Origin of the sequence: Streptococcus sp. HMSC072G04, from assembly GCF_001813295.1 — a bacterium.
Lineage (GTDB): Bacteria > Bacillota > Bacilli > Lactobacillales > Streptococcaceae > Streptococcus.
Map to the genome: position 1 here is coordinate 2,312 of NZ_KV812035.1, position 24,045 is coordinate 26,356.

Here is a 24,045-nt window from a genome sequence, read left to right on the forward strand (position 1 = left end):
GTGTTACACGGTTGTTAAATTCTTTATCAGCAGCGTCTGTTACGTTGGCAACGATTGCTTTAGCTGTACCATCGTGTGAAACAACCACTTTAACAGTAGCAACCATTGTGTCGTATTTGACAGTTGCATCTGTACCAGGAGTTTCTTCTACTGTGTAGTTGTATGTCTTACCAAGATCATCGCGACCAAACTCGAGAGTCTTGAAGACGATCTTACCAGCAGCGTCATTCTTCACGCGCTCAACTTCAACGCCGTCTTTCTTCAATACGAATTCGAATTCGTTGGCTTGAAGTTCACGACCTTCCAAACGTTTCGTGAAGTTCATTTCCACTGGAACTGGAACGCTGTTGACACGTTTTTGTGTTGGTTTTTCCGGTTTTTCAACTGTCTTGCTTACTGGGTTGTAAACGTGAACTGTTTGGTTGGCTGTATTTTCAATATCAGCACCAGCTTTAACAGATTCTTTAACAGTTGCTGGGATATCAAATTTATAGTAACGTCCAAACTCAAACTTAGTTGTGTCGATAACAGGAGCATTTACTTTATCTTTGATAAATTCGTCTTTAGAAGTTGCAGTGATCGTACCATTTTCAACTTTGATGTCGAATTTATTGGTTACTTCTGCACCAGTTACTGAATCATATGCTTTGATGTCCGCTGCATTAACGTCCAATTTATCAGCGTCGTATGTATCAGATACACCAACGTATTGGATGTTGTTCGCTTCAGTGAATTTAGTCGTATCAAGCCATACTTGGTAAACCAATTTAGAACCACGTTTAACTGTCTTAGTATTCAAGTTTTCTGGTTCGTTGTTGTTTGTCTTGTCTACATATGGATCTGCATTTGTTTCAGTGTATTCATTTGTCAACTCATCGTCGTCATCCATCAACTTGTTACCAGTGATGTCATATTTCTCTTTAGAAACGACAAATTTTTCGGGTTGGAATTCTGGAGTTTCTGGAGGAGTGACTTTGTTGTTGAATTCTTTATCTGCAGTACCATCAGTAGCCTTACCGTTGGCATCTTTACCACCAGTTGATGTAACGTTTGTAACAGTTGTCAATGAGTGACCGTTCTTGGCAACTTCAACTGTAACAGTTGCTTTCATTTGGTCGTAAGTCATTCCAAATTCTTTGTCTGCAGGAATCACTTCTTCTACTGTATACGTATGAGTACCAACTTTCGTATTGTCGAATGACAATTCTGAGAAGGTTACGTTACCAGCAGCATCATTTTTCACTGTTTCAACTTCGTTACCAGCAGCATCTTTCAATACGAAGCTGAATTCACCGGCTTTCAATTCACGACCAGCCAATTTCTTAGTGAAGTCAAATTTCGTTACAACTGGAGATACCACATAGTTGTTGAATTCAGTATCTTCAGGCATTGTAACTGCTGCACTCAAGAGACCTGTAGCTGCATTTTTGGTTACATTAACGGTTACGACTGCGTTCATTGGATCGTAGTCGATGTTTGTATCTGTTCCAGCTTTTTCACGCACAGTGTAAGTGTGTTCACCTACAGCGTTGTATTCAATCGCATCAAATGTGATAGATCCGTCAGCTTTGTTTTTCTTGGTTTGGATCACATTGCCATTTTCAAGCAATTCGAATGTGAAGGCATCTGCTTCAAGTGCTTTACCTTCAAGACGTTTAGTGAACTTGAATTGAGCTTGTGTAGCAGCAGGTGTGAAGGTATTGTTGAACTCTGTATCTGTTGGAAGAGTTGCAACAGCAGTAAGCGCATGACCTGACTTCGTAACAGTTACTGTTACGTTCGCTTTCATTGGGTCATAAGTCATACCTGCTTCAGAACCTTGAACTTCTTCTACAGTGTACTTGTGGTCACCCACTTGAGCATTTGTAAATGTCAAGGCATCGAAACGAACACGTCCGCTAGCATCGTTTTGTTTTGTTTGAAGGACTTTACCATCTTTGTCTTTCAATACAAAGCTAAATTCGCCGGCTTTCAAGTCACGACCTGCAAGAGCCTTGCTGAAGTCGAATTGAGCAGTCACAGGAGCCACAACGTGGTTGTTGAATGTCTTGTCATCCTTACCAGTTGCTTCACCACCTGTTGAAGTCATTTCAGTCTTGGCACTCAAGAGACCTGTTGCAGCATCTTTCGTAACGGTCACTTTCACGCCGATTGTCATTTCATCGTAGTCTACATCGGCCTTGTTGCCTTTCACTTCTTTAACAGTGTAGTTGTAGACACCTTCTTTATCAAATGACAATTCGCTAAAGTTAATCTTACCGTTAGCTTTGTTGGTTACAGTTTCATTAACATTGTTATCACCAGTCAAGGTAAAGCTGAAATCACCAGCATTCAAAGTACCGTTTGAAAGTGATTTATCAAAGTCAAGGTTAACTTTCACCGCACCTGGAGTGAAGGTATTGTTGAACTCTGTATCTGATGGAAGAGTGTTCGTTGCTTTAAGAACGTGACCTTCCTTCGTAACAGTGATGGTCACTTCAGCCTTCATTGTATCGTAAGTCATACCAGCTTCTTTATTTTCTGGGATAACTTCTTCTACAGTGTATTTGTGAGTACCAACTTGAGTATTGTCAAAGGTCAAGTCATCAAAGGCTACAACACCTTCTTTAGTGTTTGTCTTTGTTTGAAGAGTCTTACCATCTGCATCTTTCAATACAAAGTTGAATTCACCAGCTTTCAACTCACGACCTGCAAGAGCCTTGCTGAAGTCAAATTTCGTCTTAACTGGAGCTACAACATAGTTGTTGAAGACTTTATCATCTGCACTTGAAGCGAATCCACCAGTACCACTGTATTTAACTGAAGCTTCTAAATCACCCGCAGCATTTTTCGTAACCTTTACAGTCATGGTTACTTCCATGGCATCGTAGTCGACATCCTTGTCAGAACCTTTTAATTCAGTGATAGTGTAGGTATAAGTACCTTCTTCTTTGAATGATAATTCTGGGAAGGATGCTTTACCATCTTTATTTGTGACTTCTTGTTCATATGAAGGAAGTGATTTATTTTTGCTCACTTCTTTAATCTTGAAGTTAAATTCACCATCAACTAGCACACGACCTTCCAGTTGTTTTTCAACCTCAGGTTTTACCTTGATAGTTTCTGTCTTGTCATAGTAGTAGATTGGTTGTTTGTATGGTGTCAAGGAGTTGAGCAAGTCAACGTTGGTACCAATACCTCCTACTCCACGTTCCAATTGTGAATTTGGTGAAAGGTGACCGATATTGTCTCCCAAGAAAGGAACAAAGACTGTCTTATACGGAGTGTAGTTAGCAGCCCATTGGAAATCGAACGGAACTGTCTTACCATTTGGATGATTAACGCCGTCAGTACCAGTGAAAGCTATTGTATTAAGAGGTGATTTCTTAACAACTAGTTCTTTAGTATTTGCTTCACCCGGCTTAATTGGTGCCGTTTCTGCTAGCAACATATAGCCATCAGTGTTCAAAGTGCCATCTGAACGTTTGCTTTGTTGTTTTGGATCTAGTAGGTAAACACGAACCACTACAGATCCATCTTCACCAACGATTTCCTTGATACGTTTAATCCCAGCACGCTCAGCATCCATGAATTTGGTACCAACGGTGTAAGGACGGCTTACATAACCAGAAGTTGTATCTGGATCAGCTGTTTGATATAGGGTATAAGCTGTTTCTCTAGTAATTTTATCCGTGAGTTTTTCAGTCTTTGTAAATTGACGTTCTCCAGAAGCTGTGAAGTTTTGACCTTCCATCGCTTTCAGAGTATATTTGGCTAACTCAGTTTCACTTCCATTTTCTTTATAGTCCGGAGTTGTAACAGACTTACCAGTTGCTTTATAGGTAGGGTTTGCCTTGTCAACAAGTTTATAGTAAGTAGTCTTTTCAACATTGGTAGGAATCTTAAAGTTTGTATCCGTAACTTGACGACCATTATAAACAGGTTCAACCACATTGATAATATCGTTTGAGTTACGTGCTGCATAAACAGCATCAAAACGAGCTTGTTCAGCTGGAGTCAGGTTATGACCAGCAGCTACTAAAGCTTGAATCTCTGATCCAACTTCAAATCCCATTTGAATGAATGGTTGGTCTGTCTTACCAGGTCCTTGACCAGCACCTGCTTGGTAATCCACTTGTAATGTCAACTCTTTATTAGATTTCTGACCTGTTGTAGTGAATTTTTGAATACCACTAGTTGCAGTAATTGTGTGTGTTTCAACAATATTACCAGTATTCTTATCAATCAATTCAACTGTGGTATCTGTTGAAGCATCAAAGCTTTTATACGCACGTGCATAGTAGTTTGTGTTGTAACGCTCATTGTATTTTGTAAGATTCCAGATACCATAAGTATAGACGTCACCTTCTTTAGCTTGGTAACCAGCTGGAGTTGTTTGAGAGTGCACAGATGCTCCGTTAGGATCTGTCATGTCAGGGTTAGCAGAAACATTCGAAGCAATGGTCGTTACAACATCAATCGGTGTCACATTATGGTCTGTCAAATCACGTTTACCACGACGACGGTTGCTGACGGCTAAAGCTCCTGCATTTGTCATATCAGTTGCAGCGCGATCAAGTGTTGCACTACGATCTTCAGTCGTTGCCCGATCTGCTACAGTAGTTCCTGTACCACGAAGTGAAGTTGGATTCACTGTATGATTGAGAGCCACAGGAGTTTCTTCTGATGTTTCACTTGCAGCTGGTGCTTCTGAGTTTTCACTTGCCGCGGCACTGGTTGCAGTAGGTTGTGCTGTGGTAGAAGCTGGTTTAGAGCTGCTTTCTGCCTTTTTCGCTGTTGGTAGAGCGATTTCTGGCAATGAACCAACGTTTAGTGGTTTTGAAGCTTCTTCAGTTCTTTTAGTTTCAGCTGTCGCCACCTTATTTTCTGTAGCAGCTGGTGTTGCAGCTGCCTCAGTTTTTTCAGTCGCTGAAGCTGGTGTTTCTGAAGTTGTAGCAGTAGTCCCAGAAAGGTCAATTTTTGGAACTGATGCCCCTTCCCCGTATGCCTTAGAAGCCGCTGGTGCTTCTGCTTGACTTGACTCTGATGTAGCAGGTTGCGCTGCTTCTGAAGCTGCTGTTCCCGCAGATTCAGAGGCTGCTGTTGCTTCATCCGCTGACGCAGATTGAGCTCCTGCAGCAAAGAGTGCCGTTCCTAAAAGAACTGAACAAACCCCAACGCTATATTTTCGCAATGAAAAGCGCTGACGCTTATTAAATACATCCTTCATGTATAGGATCTCCTTTTTCATATTTCATGATTCCATGATACAAATAAAATTGTAACATCCTTGACATCGAGAGTCAATCTGTTGAAATTGAAATGTAATACTCTTGTTAAAATGTCATATTATACTACATATTTTTTAATAATTTGTGCTAAATTGTCATATTTTTTCCTATTTAGTTCACTTTTTTTACAGCAAAAAAGAAGAATACAGGAAAACAGAGATCGTTCTTTCTTCTTATACTCTTCTATATACTTATTTCACTTCTGAGATCAAACCGGTATCGACATCATACACAGCTCCTGAAATAATCACATCCTCTGGAATCAAAGGAGAAGATTTTAAAAGCTCCATATCCTCACGGACGCTTTCTTCAATATCTTGAAAGGGTAGGAAATCGCGATCTCCCACATCCACTCCCAGTTCTTTCTTGAGATGCTGACGGAAGCCCTCGTTTTCAAAGGTCTGAGCGCCACAGTCTGTATGGTGCAAGACCACAATTTCACGGGTGCCCATCTGCTGCTGGGAGATGACCAAAGACCGGATCATGTCCTCTGTCACGCGCCCTCCAGCATTCCGCAAAATATGAGCATCTCCAAGAGCCAGCCCTAGTGCAGGCGCCACATGAAGACGAGAATCCATACAGGTCACGATAGCGACTTGTGTTTTGGGCTTAATCGGCAGACGGAGGTCTCCATGTAGCGCCACATAAGCTTGGTTGGCTGTTAAAAAATTATCAAAATAAGACATGGTCTCTCCTTTATTCCTTTGAAATTCAAATCATCTATTATTTTACCACATCTGATCCTTTCTGTCAGAGGGGACCTCCTGTCATCTGTCACATCTGAAAAAAGTCTTAAACTTCCCGTTTAAGACTTTTCTACTATTGAAATACTTTCTTCAAGACTTCAGACAGTGTACTCACACCGACCACTTGGATCCCTAATGGTGTCGTGATCCCCGTCAGAGAATTTTTCGGAACATAAATCTTGGTAAAACCAAGTTTGGCAGCTTCATTGATCCGCTGTTCGATCCGGTTGACTCGACGGACTTCTCCTGTCAAGCCCAACTCTCCGACGAAACACTCCTGAGGATTGGTTGGCTTATCCTTGTAGCTCGAGGCAATAGCAACTGCAACCGCTAGGTCAATGGCAGGCTCATCTAATTTGACACCACCAGCAGACTTGAGATATGCATCTTGATTTTGGAGGAGCAAGCCCGCTCGTTTTTCTAGCACCGCCATGATGAGACTAGCCCGGTTAAAATCCAGCCCTGTTGTCGTCCGCTTGGCATTCCCAAACATGGTCGGAGTCACCAAGGCCTGCACTTCAGCTAGAATCGGACGTGTCCCCTCCATGGTAACCACGATAGAGGATCCGGTCGCACCATCCAAACGTTCTTCCAGAAAGACCTGACTAGGATTGAGAACCTCGACCAAGCCACCTGATTGCATTTCGAAAATCCCAATCTCATTGGTCGAGCCAAAGCGGTTCTTGACCGCTCTCAGGATCCGGAAGGTATGGTGGCGCTCCCCTTCAAAGTAGAGAACCGTATCCACCATGTGCTCCAGCATCCGAGGTCCTGCCAAGGTTCCTTCCTTGGTCACATGCCCTACGATAAAGATAGCAATGTTATTGGTCTTGGCCAGTTGCATGAGCTCAGCCGTCACCTCGCGCACCTGAGAGACTGATCCCTGCACCCCTGAAATCTCAGGAGACATAATGGTCTGAATCGAGTCGATGATGAGGAAGTTAGGCTGGATTCGCTCCACTTCTGCTCGCACGCTCTGCATATTAGTCTCAGCATAGAGGTAAAACTCACTGTCGATATCCCCCAAGCGCTCTGCTCGTAACTTAATCTGCTGGGCTGACTCCTCTCCACTGACGTAGAGAACCGTTCCCACTTGAGACAACTGGGTCGATACTTGAAGGAGGAGGGTCGATTTCCCAATCCCAGGATCCCCACCGATGAGGACGAGACTTCCTGGCACAACCCCGCCACCAAGCACTCGGTTAAACTCCTCCATCTCCGTCTTAGTTCGATGCACATTGATAGAAGTCACCTCAGCTAATTTCATGGGTTTGGTCTTTTCACCCGTCAAGGACACACGCGCATTCTTAACCTCGGCGACCTCAACTTCCTCAACAAAAGAAGACCAAGACCCACAGTTTGGACAGCGACCTAGATATTTGGGTGAGTTGTAAGCACAATTTTGACAAATAAAAGTTGATTTTTTTTTAGCTATGATGATTCTCCTTCTACTGCGACTCCTATAGAGCGCCACTTATACAATGTATTTTGAAATTTCTTCTGGTTGGCAACTCCGACAGCAGACAAATCAACAGAAACCTGATAATTCTCCTTGACAGCTGCCAAAACGGAAGCCTTGACACAGCTATTGCCATCTACCCCTATAAACTCTATGCTTTTAGCACCGTTTCCCTCTAAAAAATCTTTTAAATCTGGATTAGTAAAACAAGAAGCCCGACGCTTCTCAAAAATACGAGAAGATACAACCAGCAAGCCGGTCGCAAATTTCTTCTTTCTATCTTTTCTCTCCCAGAAAAAACGATTGAGAATATAGATAACTCGTTCGCTAGGATAGGTAGCAATTTTGTCATTTACAGCTGCAGTCAGTTCTTCATGATATGCTTTTCCTACAGCAACATAATCTGACTGCATGTCTACAACTAATAAATAGTCTGCCATTTTATTCCTCTATTTCCCTGTTGACCCAAATCCACCAGTCCGCACGCCATCCGCCTCATCTCCATCTGCAATTAAGAAAGGAGCAAAGACAGCCTGAACCACACGTTCACCAACTTCAAGAACAACTTCCTGGTCGGTAATATTTTTCATCTGAGCAAAGATATGGCCTTCATTTCCTGGATTGCCATAGTAGTCTCCATCAATGACCCCCACAGAGTTGATCAAGACCAGGCCTTTTTTGCGAGGGTTGGACGAGCGATCGTAAAGATAAAGCACTTCACCCGCTTGCATATAGGCCTTGACCCCAGTTGGCACGAGGACGATTTCCCCTGGAGCAATCACCGTGCGCTCTGCCACCTTTAAGTCGTAACCAGCCGCGTGGGCCGTTTCCCGTTTTGGCAGTAAGTCCTGATTGGTATAGCTTGATACAAGCTCAAATCCGCGAATTTTTGTCATCATAATTCCTCTTTTATCTAAATAGTTTCCATCTCTTCTATTATACCATCACTTTGCCCTAGCGTCTCCCCTATACTACTATTCGTATTTTTTGAGTAAAAACCTCCTTTTTCACCTTCATTATTTGTAAATTATATGATACTTTCATGGTTGTTTTCTAAAAGAAAGTGAAAGTTAATGAAACAGCTTAAAAACACCTAATTTCACCGATTTTAGCTTGAAGCCAATTATTATTTTTGCTATAATTCCCTGTGTAGGGAATAATTTTAAAAGTAAAATATTTTACCCTATAAAATTATTTAATGGAGGTCGTGTCTCAGCACTCAATTCTAATTACCAACAGATAGGATTTGAAAGGTCCATATCGTTAAAAGTAATCAGGTATTGATGATTAGGCACTAATTTTTTTATGAAAAGGGAAGATAAGATGAAGAATAGGAATATCAAAATTTTCTCATTTGTCCTTTGTTTAGTGGCCATGCTTTTCGCTTTAGGTCTGAATCGCACTTCAGCAGAAACTCCTGGAGTGACAGTAAGCGGAAAATTGGTCGATACAATCAAAAATATCAAAGTTACCAATAATGAAGGTGGCAACCTTGATTGGGAATTAGGACAATGGGCAACATTTCGTATCAATGCTGATTTCGACTTAGCTGGTAAGAATGTCAAAAAAGGTGATACGACTGATCTCACCGTTCCAGATGCTTTGATCATTACGTCGCAAAGTTTTGAAATTCGTGATGTCAATACGAATGAGGTCATTGCCCACGCAACGGTTGACAAAGACAATAAGAAATTGTCATTGACTTACACTGACTATGTCGAAAAACACTCAGATACCCAGGGATCCTTCTTCTTCTATGCGCGGATCGACTTTAAGAAACACCCTCAACAAGGGGAAGTCCCTGTTGAAATTACCGTCAATGGAGAAACCAAGATCGGCGGGAAGGTTACCTTTAAAGGAGTCGGAGACGGTAACCCAACTCCATTATCAAAAACTAGTTGGGTGAATGACAACGACCATAAAACAGTCACCTATACTATTTCTGTTAATAAAAGTAAACAAAATATCAAAGAAGTCACTATTGAAGATCATTTGAGATTTACAAATGCTTCCTATGTAAAAGACAGCATCAAAGTCATCAAAGGGAAGTTCTCATTTGAAGCAGGTGAATGGGTCTTTTCAAATCGTGTTGATGTAACGGATCAACACCCTGTTACCATCAGTGAAGATGGTCAATCTTTTGTTGTCAATCTGGGGGACATTAGCGAAAACGATCAATATCGGATTGATTATGATGTTCGCTTAAATTACGAGCCTGTAGACGGGGAACTTCTTAAAAACGATGCTACCCTTAAAGGAAAGCAGTTTGAAACAAAAGATGTGACAAACACAGCCGCTGTCCAAGTCGCAGGAGGATCTGGTGTCGGTTATGTCTTTACAATTCATGTCCACAAGGTAAACGATGAAAGTCAGCCACTTGCTGGAGCTAAGTTTAAAATCGTTCGTCAAGCCAACAACCAAGTGATTGGGGAATACGTTACAGATGAGAACGGAGATATTACGGTTAATGCGCTCTTAAAAGATAAATACATCTTAACAGAAACCGAGGCCCCTGCGGGTTATACGATCAAGGAGGCTGACACCGTCGTAAATGCTGAAGATTTTGGTAAGGATCATAAGGTTACGAAGACGATCGTCAATCCAAAAGAACAGACAACGACTACGACAACCACTACAACTACTACTACGACAACAACCTCTACAACGACTCAAGAGCCGACAACAACTACTACGACGACTCAAGAGCCAACAACGACTACGACAACAACTGAGGAACCTACACCTACTACCACTACAACAACTCCAGAGTCAACAACAACTTCAACAACAACTGAAGAACCTACAACAACGACTACGACGACTCAAGAGCCAACAACTACAACAACAACGACGGAAGGTCCAAAACCTACGCCGACAACCACTACAACTACTACGACGACTACAACTACGTCTGAAAAACCAGGGCCTACGCCGACTACGACAACAACGCCAGAGGGGCCAACAACGACTACGACCAAACCTGGTAACCCAGGTGATTCTGGCACCACAACTTCAAACGGAGGTCGCAAGACATTCCTTCCGAAAACAGGTGAAGCAGTCGCTACTGGTGTTATCTTGATCGGCGTTGCCATCCTATCAGGAGCCGTCATCTTGAAACGCAAGATTTCTAATAATTAATCGTTCGCAAGTGCGGATCATATAAAAAAAGATCGCATCCAATTGGATGCGATCTTTTTTTGTGCTTATAACAGTTTTTGATACTCTCGCTCCTTATTGCCCTTCATCACTTCTGCTTCGTCTCATTTGAATGACGAGGTAAGCAACAGAAACAATAGATAATAAAGCACCCAGGATCACGCCTTTTTGTCTAAAGACGAATTCAACCTTATGATTTCCCTTTGAGATTGGGAAGGATAAGAATGCATTCCATGCTTTTTCGGTTTTGACAAACTTTCCATCCACTTTCACTTTCCAGCCATCGCTGTATGGAATAGAAGTCATCATATAGTTACTATCATCTGTGATAGACACATCACCAACAATATGGGTATTTGAAAACTTGGTTACTTGTAAACCTTGTTTCTTCCGGTTTTCTAATACCTGTTGAATCTGATCAACGTCGGCGCGATAAACACCTGCATTGCTCATATCGATGTGGTCTGTTCTAAATCTAAATTCAATAACGGTTTCTTGGTTTTCAGTTTGATCTGTCAACTGCCAAATTTGTCTTTGCGTGAAAATTTTAGCATTGAGCAACCATTTATTATTGAGTAAAACCGAGTAATCTTGGTTTTGGATCAAAGATACAGGAGTAAAGAAATAATAGGTGTAATTGGTACGCGGAGTGACCTTATAACGAATAATGGCATCTTTTGACGAATCCGCTCTCTTATAGATGGCTTCTCCCGTTTCCTTATTGACCTTTTCTTCAATCACATTTTCGGTCTCGATCGAGCTGAACGCCAACGGTTTAAAGTACTCAACGGTATCATTATTGGCCTTTTGATGTCCCTCCATGGAGTTCAAAATAATATTCTGGTTAGCAAAGGCATTATTGGCACCAAATTGAATATTCCTTACCAGACTGTTAGTCCCGTATGCAAGTGGGAAGGAATTTGGATTCTTATAGACGACATAACGCTTGTCCTCATAGACCTTGTCTGTGAAATAGCGATGCAGATCAAAGCGGTCTGTAAATCGATAAAAGTACATCTTATCCGGATTGGCTTCAATCTCCTTAGGATCAAAGTCCTTGGCACTCATAAAGTAACGAACACCATATAAAGCATCTGTCAAAGGTGTCCCGTTTGAATATTGGGTCGCCGCATTGACTCCAAGATCTCCCATGAAAGCAAAGTGATCCATGGTGCTACGTTCCAAACTTGAACTAAAGGTACTTAGACCTGGATAGGACACCAAGGAAGGAACTGTTCTGGAATAAGCAAAATCTGTGGCAATCCGATAGAATTTTTGATCTGCATTTTCTTGGATATTGTCTGTCACGCGCTTGACCGAAACGGTCGCATCTGCAAACTTGTGCACATCATCATACCCAAATGTTACTTGGGACAAATAGGCATTATAGCCAAACTCAAAGATTGTGAGCACAGATACGACAATCATGGATAAACGTGAGATCTTAAAGTTTAGGATAAAGAGAATGCTCAGGTAGAGCATCGCTGTAATCCCCACTTGCGACAAGAGATAGCCTGTCTTTAATAAGACAGCAGCTAGCACTAAGATGACCGCTGCTAGAGCCATTCGAATCATTTTTTCCAATTGGCTCTTCTGAGATTTTTCCCAATACGCATAGAAGATGAAGCAGGTCACCGCTGCTATTCCCAGAACACTTAGAATAGAGAACTTAGAGAGGAAACGGCTGATCGTTTGCGGTTGAGTCTTTGAGATAAAACTATACTGATGGAAATAGAGATAAACTACCGACAAGAGCAAGCCCAAACCGATGATGCAGTTGGTTCGTTTGGAAATAACGATCTTCTGCTTCATCGCTTGATAAGCTAGGACTAGCATAAAGAATGAAAACAGCCAAGAAAAACGGAAGAAGAAACCGGCTGGGTTTTGTCCCATATGCCATATCTTACTGACAAATTCATTGACAAAGGAAATCAGGAAAATAAGGGTAACAATCCCTGCAGCCCATTTTTTGGCTTTTCCAACTTTTTGCGATAGGAAATAAAAGATAAAACCAAGAAAGCCGAGCGCTCCAATATAAATATTGGGAAGGTTGGGACCCGCTGACCATCCTGAGGTTGTATCAAAGCCACCAACAACCAACTTAGAAAGAATATCTAAGGGGTTAATTTGGAAGGCAAATGAGAAGGTCATGCCTCCGCCAACTTGCCCCTTACTTTCAATCAGGTTGAAAAATACAGGCAAGAGCAAGACTGAAGCTGTCGCAATCCCAATAATCGAATAGATCACCGCTTGCAACAAAGGGATACTAAAGTTTTTAATCTTTGTCTTCAGATACCCTTCAATCAGCAATCTTGGCGATACATAGTAGCAAGCATACAGAGCGATGAAAATGGAGATCATATAGCCCATGTAAAACTGAAGTAAGACCGTCAATCCCAGAGCAAAAGCATAGCGATAAGGAGATTTCCCATCTAATAATTCTTCCAAATACACAATCACAATTGGCAGCATGATCATGGCATCATAGAAGATGATGTTCATCTGATAGGAAACCAACATCCCTGACAAGGCATAGGCTGTCGAGAATAATGGAACCAACCATTTTCTAGATTCTAATCCTTTGTAGCGCTTGATTAAAAGGAAAGCAAAGGATAGACCGATTGCCCCGTAGCGGAGCCAAATGGTTAAAAATACTGCTGTTCCAAAATATTTGAGAGGAGCTAGAATATAGATGATGTTGAAGGGACTCATTAAATAGTAGCCGAGCACACCGATCATATCTCCACCAAGAGACTTGGTGAAAGAATAACTCAAACTAGATAGATCCCCCGTCAAGATGGCATTTTTTAATAAGCCAAAGAAACTGATATATTGCTGTCCAAAGTCAACAGCCATCAGACTCTTGCTTCCAAAAGGATACATCCCTATAAAAGCCCACACAATGAGCATGATGGTCATTGGGAGCAGGGCACTTGCAGCATAGAGAACTTTCTTTGGATGTTTTTTCCAAAACTCTTGCCAACGCATGAACCAGATTAACATGTTTTCTCCTATCTTCTTTAGCCGATATGATTTTTCTTCGCTTGTTCGATATTAGTCTCTTCAATAATGAAATGAGGACGACGCTTCACTTCGTAATAGATCTTGCCAATATACTCTCCAAGAATTCCGATGGAGATGAGTTGAACTCCGCTAAATAATATAATAGCCGCAATCGTTGTGAAATAACCACTCACATAATTCCCAGCAGCGAAGATATATTTCATCAACTCAAAAACTAGATATAATAGAGCCAGCCCTAAACAGATGAAACCGAATTGAATACAAACACGGAGAGGACGATCATTAAAAGAAATAATTCCTTGAATCGCATAATTCAAAGATTTCTTAAAACCAAACTTGCTCTTTCCAGCCTTACGGGTTTCATTCTTATAAGGAATTACTTTCTCTTTAAAACCAATCCATTCATACAAACCTTTATTAAAGCGATTGTACTCTGGCATTGACACAAAGGCTTCCATCGCTTTTCGGCTAACCAGTCTTAATTCAGATTTTCCATCTGTTAGGTGCACATCCATGGAGCGATTTGACAAGAAGTAAAACAAACGTGCAAAGGAACTTCCTACAAAAGATTCTCCTTCACGAGTTCGTTGGCCACTAACAATATCATAGCCCTCATTATAAGCTTCTAAGAATAAGGGAATCAAGTATGGTGGATGCTGGAGATCTCCGTCCATGACCATCACCGCATCCCCACTGGCATATTTAAAACCAGCCAAGATGCCACTCTCTCGTCCAAAATTTCGACTGAAACGGATATATTTGATGCGGTCGTTTTCTCTTGCAAATTCTTCAATTAACTCAAAGGTCTTGTCACTACTTCCATCATCGATGTAGAGGATTTCATAATCAGAGAGTTCTTTCCCTAACATTTGCTCAAGCTGATTAGAAATTTCACGATGGGTTTGAGGAAGTACCAGCTCCTCATTCAAGAGGGTTATTAAGATTGATAATTTCATCCCTTTTTCTCCATAATACATTCCCAAAAAAGAGAGAGCTCATGCTCTCCCCTTATATAGAAACTCATTGTTTATTTAATAGACAATTTTCGTTTCAATACGACTGCACCTGCTAACACAAAGGCTCCTGAGAATACAAATCCAGTTGCTACAACTTCACCTGTATTAGGAAGAAGCACTTTACGCCCTCCTCCATTGTTTCCACCTTTTGGTCCTGGTTTTCCAGTCGTGGTCGTCGTCGTTGATTCTTCACTTCCTGGAGTCACCGGTTTCTCTGGAGTTGTCGTTGTTGTGGTGGTTGTTGTTGGTTCTGCAGTAGTCGTTGTAGTTGTAGTTGGCTCTGCAGTAGTCGTTGTTGTGGTTGTCGGCTCTGCAGTAGTCGTCGTCGTTGTCGTTGGTTCTGCAGTAGTCGTTGTTGTGGTGGTTGGCTCTGCAGTAGTCGTCGTCGTGGTGGTTGGCTCTGCAGTAGTTGTTGTAGTTGTCGTTGGCTCTGCAGTAGTAGTCGTCGTGGTGGTTGGCTCTGCAGTAGTCGTTGTCGTTGTCGTTGTTGTGGTTGTGGTTGTCTTTTGGTCTACAATGGTCTTAGATACTGGTGTTTTTGGTGTTTTAAATTCACCAGCTTCAACAACAGTATCTGCTGCCAAGTCATATCCTTCTGGAGCTGAAATTTCTTTGATGATATATTGGTCTCTCAAAAGGTTTTTGACAACAATCTCACCATCCTTATTTGTTTCAAACTCTCCAATCAGTTGATTGTTGGCTACACGAATAACTTGGAACTTAGCTCCTTTAAGAGACTTGTTATTTTCGTCTACTTTATGGATCTTGATACCAAAGTCGTAAGCTACTCCGGTTCCACCTGCAATTTGGATTTTGACAGCACTAGATGCATGGTTAATTTCAGAACCATTTCCAGAAATAGTCACATTATTTTCGATTTTTTCACCATCTACAGGCATGTAGCTCAAGTCTGCTGTATATTCAATCACAAAGTGATCATCTTTTGACAAGCTACCAAGGTTGACAGAAAATGAATTTCCTGAAACGTTAATGGCGTAATCATTGGTGACATCCGTTTTATTCTCGAGCTTCCAGCCGTTGTCGTATTTAAAGGTCCCTTTATAAATTTTAAAGCTACCTTCTGTATAAGAGACTCCTGTAGATTTCAATGTATCGGTAATCACTGCATTCGGAATAGCTTCCCCTGTTCGGTTAACAGAGATTCTAAAACCAATTTGCTTGTGTTCCTTGTTGACATCCCAGCCTGACTTAGCAACAATATATTTTCCGCCTTGGCCCACTTCGCCGGCTTTTACCTTACCGGTGAATTTGGTTTTATTATTCACCTTCACAGTAACCGGAACATCGCCACCCTGTGGATGTTTTTGTCGGTCTATCATTGAGTAGAAGAAGAAAGAACCTGACACATCATTTTTTGTTTCCACAAATTTTGTAAATGTCAGAACAATCTTACCGGTATCCTTATCCACTACTGCGTTAGCGATAACTTTTTCAGTTTTCTTATCCTTAATTTCAAAATTAGTAGAATCAATGATCAAGGGATTTTCTAATACTAATTCAGAAGTGTCTCCCTCTTTGACATTTTTTCCTTCCAATGCGAATGTTGCATTCACACGAAACCGATCATACAATCCAAGCGACCCTGTCAATTCTCCCCCAGAGTCATTGCTCAAATTGATAGAATTAATCACGTCTACTTTTTTAGACGTTTCTGCACTGACACTTTTCGAAAAAAGTGTAAAAGATACAAATAATAGCGAAAACACTATTGATAAATAAATCGCTACTTTTTTCATTTTTTCTCCCTTTCCAGGATGATTTTTTATAAATCAACGCATACAATATAGCAAAACATAGTGAAGAAGTCAAGGTTATTGAACAAAAAATCCATCTTTTGTATATTTAAGGGCTATTTGGCTTGTGAATTTTTTCTAACTAAGTCTCCCTCTTTCAAACAGTTATTTTTCCAAAATCAGCACATCTTTTGTAGATAAGTTGCTCTCTTTATACCCTGATTCTTTATAGAGGTTTAGAGTGGCAGTTTCAGAATAGCCATTTTTTTCCTCTTGCATTTCCCTTGGAACTACCACTATGTCAATCCTAGAATCAAGCTTTTTGTCATTATGGTAGAAAATATCATACAATTTTTCATGGCTGCGAAGACTCGGCGTATAGCCACCTGCTGCTAAGACCGCTTTATCTTTAGGGATAGCCTGCAAGGTCTTTTCGAGCCCGTCAAAATAGTCTCTACGTGTTTGATAGTATTGGATTTCAAAATTCCAGTTATGCGTAAAACTATATAGAATGGCGCTTGAAAAAATGATGGAAGAAGCTAGTAGAGCCAACAATGCATTATTTGATGCCAACTGGTTCTTACTTAATTGATCGATGGACAATAAGGCCATCAAAAATAGAAGCGTGACCGAACCATAGCTATACTGAAAACCAATATCATATTGGTAAGGCCAATCCATCAATAAATTAATGAGAAAAAGGGGCAACATCAGAAAATAGGTAGACCAACGTCGCTGAATCAGTGGCAAAAAGCTAAAAGGAAATAGGACCAAAAAGAGGTAGCCAAGTCTTTTCGCTGTAAATAAACTTCCCAAAACATAAAGCGGACTTAGGACTACATTTTTCACAACCATCAGGAGACCGTTTTCCCCACTCAATAATAGATTATTGTATCGTGAAACCATAGCTCCCTCGCCATATCTTGCTAAGAGGAACATGGCAAATGCAAAATAAAGTATCGGTAAGGCAAACAGGCTGAGATACAACCACTTTTTAAACTTGGCCTCGAAGGTAAAACGATGTTGAAAAGCAAAATAAAGTCCTAAGGACAGCACGTAGACAAAGGCATCCTCTTTCACAAAAAGGAGCAACAAGGTGAACAAGATAGTTCTTCCACGCCACTGAGAAATTAGGCTGTAGAACAACCAAAGTATCAATGGAGGCAAAAAACAATTTTCATGCAAATGGAATCCACCACTCGTTGTCATGACCGGAGTCACAAAAAAGAGGGCAAGCACGAGCGGCGTCATGACTTTTGGCAATTGTATTTTCTTTAGAATCAAACAAAGCGGGATAACTGCAGAAAAGACAATCACTGTTTGAGCGATATCCAATGTTTCCACATAAGGAAATAGCATATAAAAGGGCAAGATCAAATAATAAATAGGAGAAATATGGACTCCGAAATGCGATAAGGCCCTATCTCTTTCGAGGGTGGTAACTTGTGAAAAATCATGTCTCATTCTCTCAAACATTTGTGAAAAGATTCCAATATCAAAAGAAGAGACCGCGTTGGCTTTAATCTTATAATAGGCAACAATCGATAGATAGAGCACATAGAAAATACCACCTATTATTGTCAGCACTGTGAGTCTTCGAACCCAGGTTTCATTAACTTTAGCAAAAGAAACCTTGGAGAGAAGAAAACCGATCAGGACGGCAACGATAACGGCTACTAATACTGGCCAAATCAAAGTAGGCAACTTCGATTCAGAAATCGTAAACGTAAAGATTCCCAGTTCCTTATCTTGAAGATTGGCACTGGTTTGTAGCAACAATTTCGGAAAAGACAAGACATCTACCGCTAAGAAGATATAAGCGATTGTTTCTTTTCCTAAATAAAAATATAGAAACAAGACCAGTGAGAGCAACACTAGGCCCAATGACATAAATAGGCTCGGACTTTTCAAAATAGAAATAAATAGGATACCTGCCACGAACCAGAGATTCAATTTTTGTATGCAGATATACTTCTTGCTCTCCGTCAAAAACCAAAGAATAGGATAACTAATGAACAAAGCAAGGACCGTATGGGTCCATCCTACTTTACCAAGTTCTAGAAATAATTCCTTTGTTGAAAAACTCAATAGATTGACCATCATGGCCACAAAATAAGAACCTAGAAGCAACCATAAATAGTTACGGTTCATTGTCTTAGCAAGTTTCATTTCTATCAATACCTCCCAATTGTAGTTCCTATTCTAGCACAAAACCCTTACTATTTCTAGATAGTAATAACCATACCAAAAGAGAGGCTGATACCAATTCAACCTCTCTTTTTCTTATAATTCCTGTAATAAATAACGGAAGAGTTCTAAATTCCCTTTTTCTTCATTGACCAAGTATTCTGGATGCCACTGCAAGCCCATAATCCGATGGCCGTCTACTGCTTCAATCGCTTCGATGGTGTGATCGCGCGGATCAAAGGCGGTCGCACGGAAATTTGGTGCAAGATCCTTGATACTTTGACGGTGAACAGAATTGATTCGACTGGCCTGACCAAAAAGTTGCTCCACCACACTGCCTTTTTTAGTCTCGATAGAATGGGAAGTCCCAAATGGAAGACCTTGCCAATGCCCTTCAATCTCTTGATTGAGTGTTCCTCCAAAAGCCACATTGATCAACTGAACTCCACGGCAGATTCCTAGAACCGGTTTGTTTTGGCGAACTGCTTCCTTCAGTAGGGCAAGCTCAAATTGGTCACGTTCGATATTGTAATCATCGCTTTCGATCGTTTTTTCTGCGCCATAGAGACTAGGATCGACATTTTGGCCTCCACTTAAGATCAATTTGTCAATCGTTTCAACATAGTCCTTAACCAAGGAAGGGTCTCCCATCGGGATGACCATTGGAAGTCCACCTGCTTGACGGATCCCTTCCGCAAATTGACTAGACACGGAGGAATGAAGGTTTTTCCCTTCCGGATCAACCGGACAGAGATTAGCGGATACTCCAACAATTGTTCTGCACATATTCATTCCTCCTTCATTTTAACTACTACTTATCTTACCACCCATTAGTGATAGTGTCTAATATGTATTTTTTAAAACCGTGATAGATTTTATTTATCACCCTCACCTTCCTCACAAAACAATTGATGATCATACAAGTTTTTTTACCTATATTATGTTAAAATAGAGAGGAAAATAGAATCGTCCTTCAAGGCACACATTAGGCCGTTTCGAAGGTGCAAGCGCTAGATTCCTAGCCTTGTTGAAAAAATAGACATAGAAATGGAAGATACAATGGAAAAACAAACCGTTGCAGTATTGGGTCCTGGTTCATGGGGAACAGCCCTTTCACAAGTCCTCAATGATAACGGCCATGAAGTCCGTCTCTGGGGAAATATCCAAGAACAAATCGATGAAATTAATACCACTCATACCAATCAACGCTATTTCAAAGACATCGTTATTAGCGATCAAATTACCGCTACGACCGATCTGAAAGCTGCTTTGGACGGTGTGGATGCTATCCTTTTTGTCGTTCCTACAAAGGTGACCCGCTTGGTCGCTAGACAAGTCGCTGAAACACTGGATCACCCTGTCACAGTCATGCACGCTTCTAAAGGGCTCGAACCTGGTACACACGATCGGATTTCTCAAATCCTTGAAGAAGAAATCCCTGCTTCTCTTCGCAGTGAAGTAGTGGTCGTTTCTGGACCGAGTCATGCAGAGGAGACCATCGTACGGGACATCACCCTCATTACAGCAGCTTCAAAAGATTTAGAAGCTGCACGCTATGTTCAAGAACTCTTTAGCAATCACTACTTCCGCCTCTATACCAATACAGATGTTATCGGAGTGGAAACTGCTGGAGCCTTGAAGAATATCATCGCGGTCGGAGCTGGAGCCTTGCACGGTCTTGGTTATGGGGACAATGCCAAAGCAGCCATCATCACGCGCGGTCTCGCTGAAATCACGCGCCTTGGCGTTAAGCTCGGAGCTAGCCCATTGACCTATAGCGGTTTGTCTGGGGTCGGTGACTTGATCGTTACCGGAACTTCTGTTCACTCTCGCAACTGGCGAGCTGGGGACGCGCTCGGACGCGGCGAAAAATTGGAAGACATCGAAGCCAACATGGGCATGATCATTGAAGGGATCTCTACGACCAAAGTCGCCCACGAGCTGGCCCAAGAATTGGATGTCTACATGCCGATTACACAGGCCATTTACCAAGTCATCTACGAAGGAAAAGATATCCGCGAAGCCATCCACCACATGATGAGCAATGAATTTAAAGAAGAAAACGAGTGGAAATAAGTCAACCACCCTAACATCAATCCTACCTTTTAGAAAGGAAACTATATGACTAAAGTTAGAAAAGCAGTCATTCCTGCGGCTGGTTTGGGGACGCGCTTCCTCCCAGCTACCAAAGCTTTGGCAAAGGAAATGTTGCCAATCGTTGACAAACCTACGATCCAATTTATCGTAGAAGAGGCTCTGAAATCTGGGATTGAAGAAATCCTTGTCGTAACAGGGAAGGCCAAACGTTCGATCGAAGACCATTTCGATTCTAACTTCGAATTGGAATACAATCTCGAGCAAAAAGGCAAGACTGACTTACTCAAGTTGGTCAATGATACAACAGCGATCAATCTTCACTTCATCCGCCAAAGTCACCCTCGAGGTTTAGGAGACGCTGTTCTTCAAGCCAAGGCCTTTGTTGGAAACGAGCCTTTTGTCGTTATGTTGGGAGATGATCTGATGGACATCACTAATGATGATGCCTTGCCATTGACCAAACAATTGATGAACGACTACAATGAAACCCATGCGTCAACCATCGCTGTGATGGAAGTCCCTCACGAAGAGGTTTCATCTTACGGTGTGATCGCACCTCAAGGCGAAGGCATTAACGGTCTTTATAGCGTTGAAACGTTTGTCGAAAAACCAAACCCAGAGGACGCTCCAAGTGATCTCGCTATTATCGGACGCTACCTCTTGACTCCTGAAATCTTTGATATTCTTGCAAATCAAGAACCAGGTGCTGGCAATGAAATTCAATTGACAGATGCAATCGATACCCTCAATAAGACCCAACGAGTCTTTGCCCGTGAATTTAAAGGCCAACGCTACGACGTCGGTGATAAATTCGGCTTCATGAAAACTTCGATTGACTATGCCTTGAAACACCCTCAAGTCAAAGATGATCTTAAACAATATATTATCGACCTTGGAAAAAAATTAGAAGCATCTGAACAAACTGCAGACTAATCATTCTCAAATCTAAAGAATACAAAAGAGACTGGCCATATCATGTAAGAGCTTTGCTGCCTTACAATGGTCAGTCTTTTTTTATAAAAAAGAGGCTGGATAAAAATCCGGCCTCTTTTGTTTCATTGGACTTGGTCCAATTTACTTTTTATTCTTATTGTTTAAGGATGAACATTGTAAGAATAATTTGTATTTGGGAAAGTTTCAATTTCGCCTGGATTGAAATTAGAACCAAAGCGATTATTGTTGTTTACACTGTTTCCTACTACAGGAGCTTCAACCGGAGATTGAACTTTTTCTTCTGGCTTCACAGGCGTTTCTACTTTCGAAGATACAGCTGGTTGTTTATCCTTGTTAGCAGCATAGCCAAAGCGATTATTTGGATTTCCTTCTGCATTTGCTGGAATGTCTTTATTGGAAGGTGTTGCTACATAATCTGGAGCCGGAATTTTAATTTTGTTCACATCTTCATTGATTTGTGGTTTTTCTGGAACTTTTGGTGTATCTGGTTTCTTAGGTTCTTCAGGATCTTTATAATTATCTGGTTGAGAAGCACGATATGGATCAGATTTACGTCCAGCTGCCTCTAATTGTTTTTCCATTAATTTTTCATAATCTTTGAAGTGTTGGAAAAGACGATCAGACAATTCCAGTGCATCTTTTGTTACCTTATCTTCGGCAGCTTTTGCAGCTTCAGGTTGATCTTTCAATGAATAATATTCAATATCTTTCTTTTCTTGATCAACAATAAATTGTTTTTCAAGAGCTTTCCAGTGATCTTGGACTGATTTTCCAAAGACATCTTGGTTATTGATCGCCATATTGTCAATGTGCCATACTGTCCAATACCATGAATTTGGATCATAAGTTGCTGTTTGAGGTTTGAAGGCTTCGTAAGTATCTTTTAGATTACCATAGAATGGAACATAAGGAGTGTTTCGAGATGGCCCCATACCAAGCCATAAAGTACCACCAAATGATTTTGGAAGTTTTGGATTGATTTGGTAGACATGGGCATCGATAACGTTTTCGTTTCCTAAAGCATACTTGTATTGGTCTTTACGAACAGCATCATTGCTACCATTATCCCCTTGTTTCTTGACACCAATTTGATCGTCTGGAACAAAACGACCATTCAAATGTTCAAAACGGTTGCGTTGGAGAGCAAAGGCATCTTCCAAAGTAAATTTCTTGTTTGGATCTGTTGGTGAGCGGAAGAGTTCGTATTCATCATCTTCATAAGTCACTTTTGATTTTGGATCCAAAAGAGTGATTCCTGCGTAAGTACGTGAACGGTCTCCTTCAGCATATTTTTCTGGTCCATAAGATTTAGCAATATGGAAGTTACCGTCTTTATCTGTCTTGTAGTTACCAGATTCTTTGGCTACTTTTTCAACATCTTTCGAAGCGATCACATTTTCCTTGTCATTCAAATCCACATGACCAAGGTAGTAGGTATTTGCAAAGACTGCATATTTGTCTTCTGGGACTTTTACCGCTACATATTGGTGACCAGAAAGAATTTCCATATACCAAGTTTCTTTTTGGTCTGCAAAAACGACAACATTCCCTTCTGCTGATCCTTTTTCTTCAATGACTTTAGCTAGGAATTCAACTCCTTCACGAGCAGACTTAACGCGTGGTAAAACCACGTCCAACATAGCAGCTTCTGGAATTCCCTTTTCTGTCAATGGGTCAGTCTTCAAGACTTTTTTATTTGGAATTGCTGTAACAGTTGAGGTCATAGAGACGCCGGCTTCGTTAAATCCATGTTCACCAAAGGCACCGTTACTACCATCTCCACGAGCAGAGTCATAAGTCGCTGTGTATTTCATTTCACTGGCAGCATGTGGATAGGTAAAACCATTGGATTCGTCTTCCAGTTGATCCCCTTCCTTATAGTTCTTCGCATCAACAACCACAAAGTTTTTGTTGTGCTTTCCACCATTTGGATAGTAAGGGTAATCTTCTGTCCGACCAAAGAGAGTGGTCCCATCCTTGGTCAATTGGCGACCAATGATAAAACCGCAACAGGCTTGAACAGCTTGAATTGGTAGGAGTAAGAGTGTCATCGCTACCAATGAGAGTTTTAACAACCATTTTTTCATGGCAAATCTCCTTTGTTTTTGCACTACTTTTGACAAAATAGCACTATTTTTAGTTTTTATATCTCCAGTTTACAACTTTCTCAATCCTTTTGCAAGCGCTTTCTATTTTGCATTTTTATACCTCTTTACCCATGATTACCTTCTCTATGGACCTAGCAATAGAGGGCTCACTTGACCTCTGCAAACATATTATAATAAATATATACAATTCTTTGCATTTCAAACAATTTTCTGTTAGTTTACGATTGCACTACATTTTTTAGGAAAAAAAGAGAGTGGGACAGAAATCGGTAAT

14 protein-coding genes are annotated in these 24,045 nt (G+C 41.1%); 3 read left to right on the forward strand and 11 right to left on the reverse strand.

Going from position 1 to position 24,045, the window contains the following annotated elements; translation table 11 throughout:
* The 5 genes from HMPREF2904_RS07335 to HMPREF2904_RS07355 all read right to left on the reverse strand — a co-directional run.
* Positions 1–5,209 (reverse strand): Spy0128 family protein (locus HMPREF2904_RS07335; protein ID WP_256263258.1); only part of this gene is annotated, 5,209 nt, incomplete at its 3' end.
* Between the two features lie 252 nt (positions 5,210–5,461).
* A complete protein-coding gene (locus HMPREF2904_RS07340; RefSeq protein ID WP_070661489.1) occupies positions 5,462–5,956 on the reverse strand; it encodes a beta-class carbonic anhydrase in 495 nt (164 codons plus the stop codon).
* A gap of 133 nt (positions 5,957–6,089) precedes the next feature.
* Positions 6,090–7,427, reverse strand: coding sequence for a DNA repair protein RadA (gene radA / locus HMPREF2904_RS07345; RefSeq protein ID WP_128861153.1), 1,338 nt, complete (start codon positions 7,425–7,427; stop codon positions 6,090–6,092).
* 20 nt (positions 7,428–7,447) lie between these two features.
* Positions 7,448–7,915, reverse strand: a complete 468-nt coding sequence (locus HMPREF2904_RS07350) for an isochorismatase family protein (RefSeq protein ID WP_070661491.1) — start codon at positions 7,913–7,915, stop codon at positions 7,448–7,450.
* A 9-nt stretch (positions 7,916–7,924) separates the two neighbouring features.
* Positions 7,925–8,371, reverse strand: a complete 447-nt coding sequence (locus HMPREF2904_RS07355) for a dUTP diphosphatase (protein ID WP_023919767.1) — start codon at positions 8,369–8,371, stop codon at positions 7,925–7,927.
* A 427-nt stretch (positions 8,372–8,798) separates the two neighbouring features.
* Between HMPREF2904_RS07355 and HMPREF2904_RS07360 the strand changes: the two genes are divergently transcribed.
* On the forward strand, positions 8,799–10,613 hold the full coding sequence (locus HMPREF2904_RS07360) for an LPXTG cell wall anchor domain-containing protein (RefSeq protein WP_070661494.1): 1,815 nt from the start codon (positions 8,799–8,801) through the stop codon (positions 10,611–10,613).
* A gap of 93 nt (positions 10,614–10,706) precedes the next feature.
* Here the strand turns inward: HMPREF2904_RS07360 and HMPREF2904_RS07365 are convergent, their stop codons facing one another.
* The 5 genes from HMPREF2904_RS07365 to HMPREF2904_RS07385 form a co-directional block, all read right to left on the reverse strand.
* A complete protein-coding gene (locus tag HMPREF2904_RS07365; protein ID WP_070661497.1) occupies positions 10,707–13,634 on the reverse strand; it encodes a glycosyltransferase PgfM1 in 2,928 nt (975 codons plus the stop codon).
* A gap of 17 nt (positions 13,635–13,651) precedes the next feature.
* A complete protein-coding gene (locus tag HMPREF2904_RS07370; RefSeq protein ID WP_070661704.1) occupies positions 13,652–14,611 on the reverse strand; it encodes a glycosyltransferase PgfS in 960 nt (319 codons plus the stop codon).
* Between the two features lie 71 nt (positions 14,612–14,682).
* Positions 14,683–16,428 (reverse strand): Ig-like domain-containing protein, encoded by a 1,746-nt coding sequence (locus HMPREF2904_RS07375; protein WP_070661500.1) that lies wholly within the window; start codon positions 16,426–16,428, stop codon positions 14,683–14,685.
* 162 nt (positions 16,429–16,590) lie between these two features.
* A complete protein-coding gene (locus HMPREF2904_RS07380; protein ID WP_070661503.1) occupies positions 16,591–18,594 on the reverse strand; it encodes a DUF2079 domain-containing protein in 2,004 nt (667 codons plus the stop codon).
* A 114-nt stretch (positions 18,595–18,708) separates the two neighbouring features.
* Positions 18,709–19,398 carry a gamma-glutamyl-gamma-aminobutyrate hydrolase family protein gene (locus HMPREF2904_RS07385; protein ID WP_070661507.1) on the reverse strand — a complete coding sequence of 230 codons (690 nt, stop codon included), beginning with the start codon at positions 19,396–19,398 and terminating at the stop codon, positions 18,709–18,711.
* 273 nt (positions 19,399–19,671) lie between these two features.
* Between HMPREF2904_RS07385 and HMPREF2904_RS07390 the strand changes: the two genes are divergently transcribed.
* Together HMPREF2904_RS07390 and galU are read left to right on the forward strand one after the other, a co-directional pair.
* Complete coding sequence (locus tag HMPREF2904_RS07390) at positions 19,672–20,688, forward strand: NAD(P)H-dependent glycerol-3-phosphate dehydrogenase (protein WP_049506735.1); 1,017 nt, start codon at positions 19,672–19,674, stop codon at positions 20,686–20,688.
* Between the two features lie 45 nt (positions 20,689–20,733).
* On the forward strand, positions 20,734–21,642 hold the full coding sequence (gene galU / locus HMPREF2904_RS07395) for a UTP--glucose-1-phosphate uridylyltransferase GalU (RefSeq protein ID WP_070661510.1): 909 nt from the start codon (positions 20,734–20,736) through the stop codon (positions 21,640–21,642).
* A 161-nt stretch (positions 21,643–21,803) separates the two neighbouring features.
* Here galU and HMPREF2904_RS07400 read toward each other — a convergent pair whose 3' ends face one another.
* Positions 21,804–23,750 (reverse strand): C69 family dipeptidase, encoded by a 1,947-nt coding sequence (locus tag HMPREF2904_RS07400; protein WP_070661512.1) that lies wholly within the window; start codon positions 23,748–23,750, stop codon positions 21,804–21,806.
* Positions 23,751–24,045 lie beyond the last annotated feature (295 nt).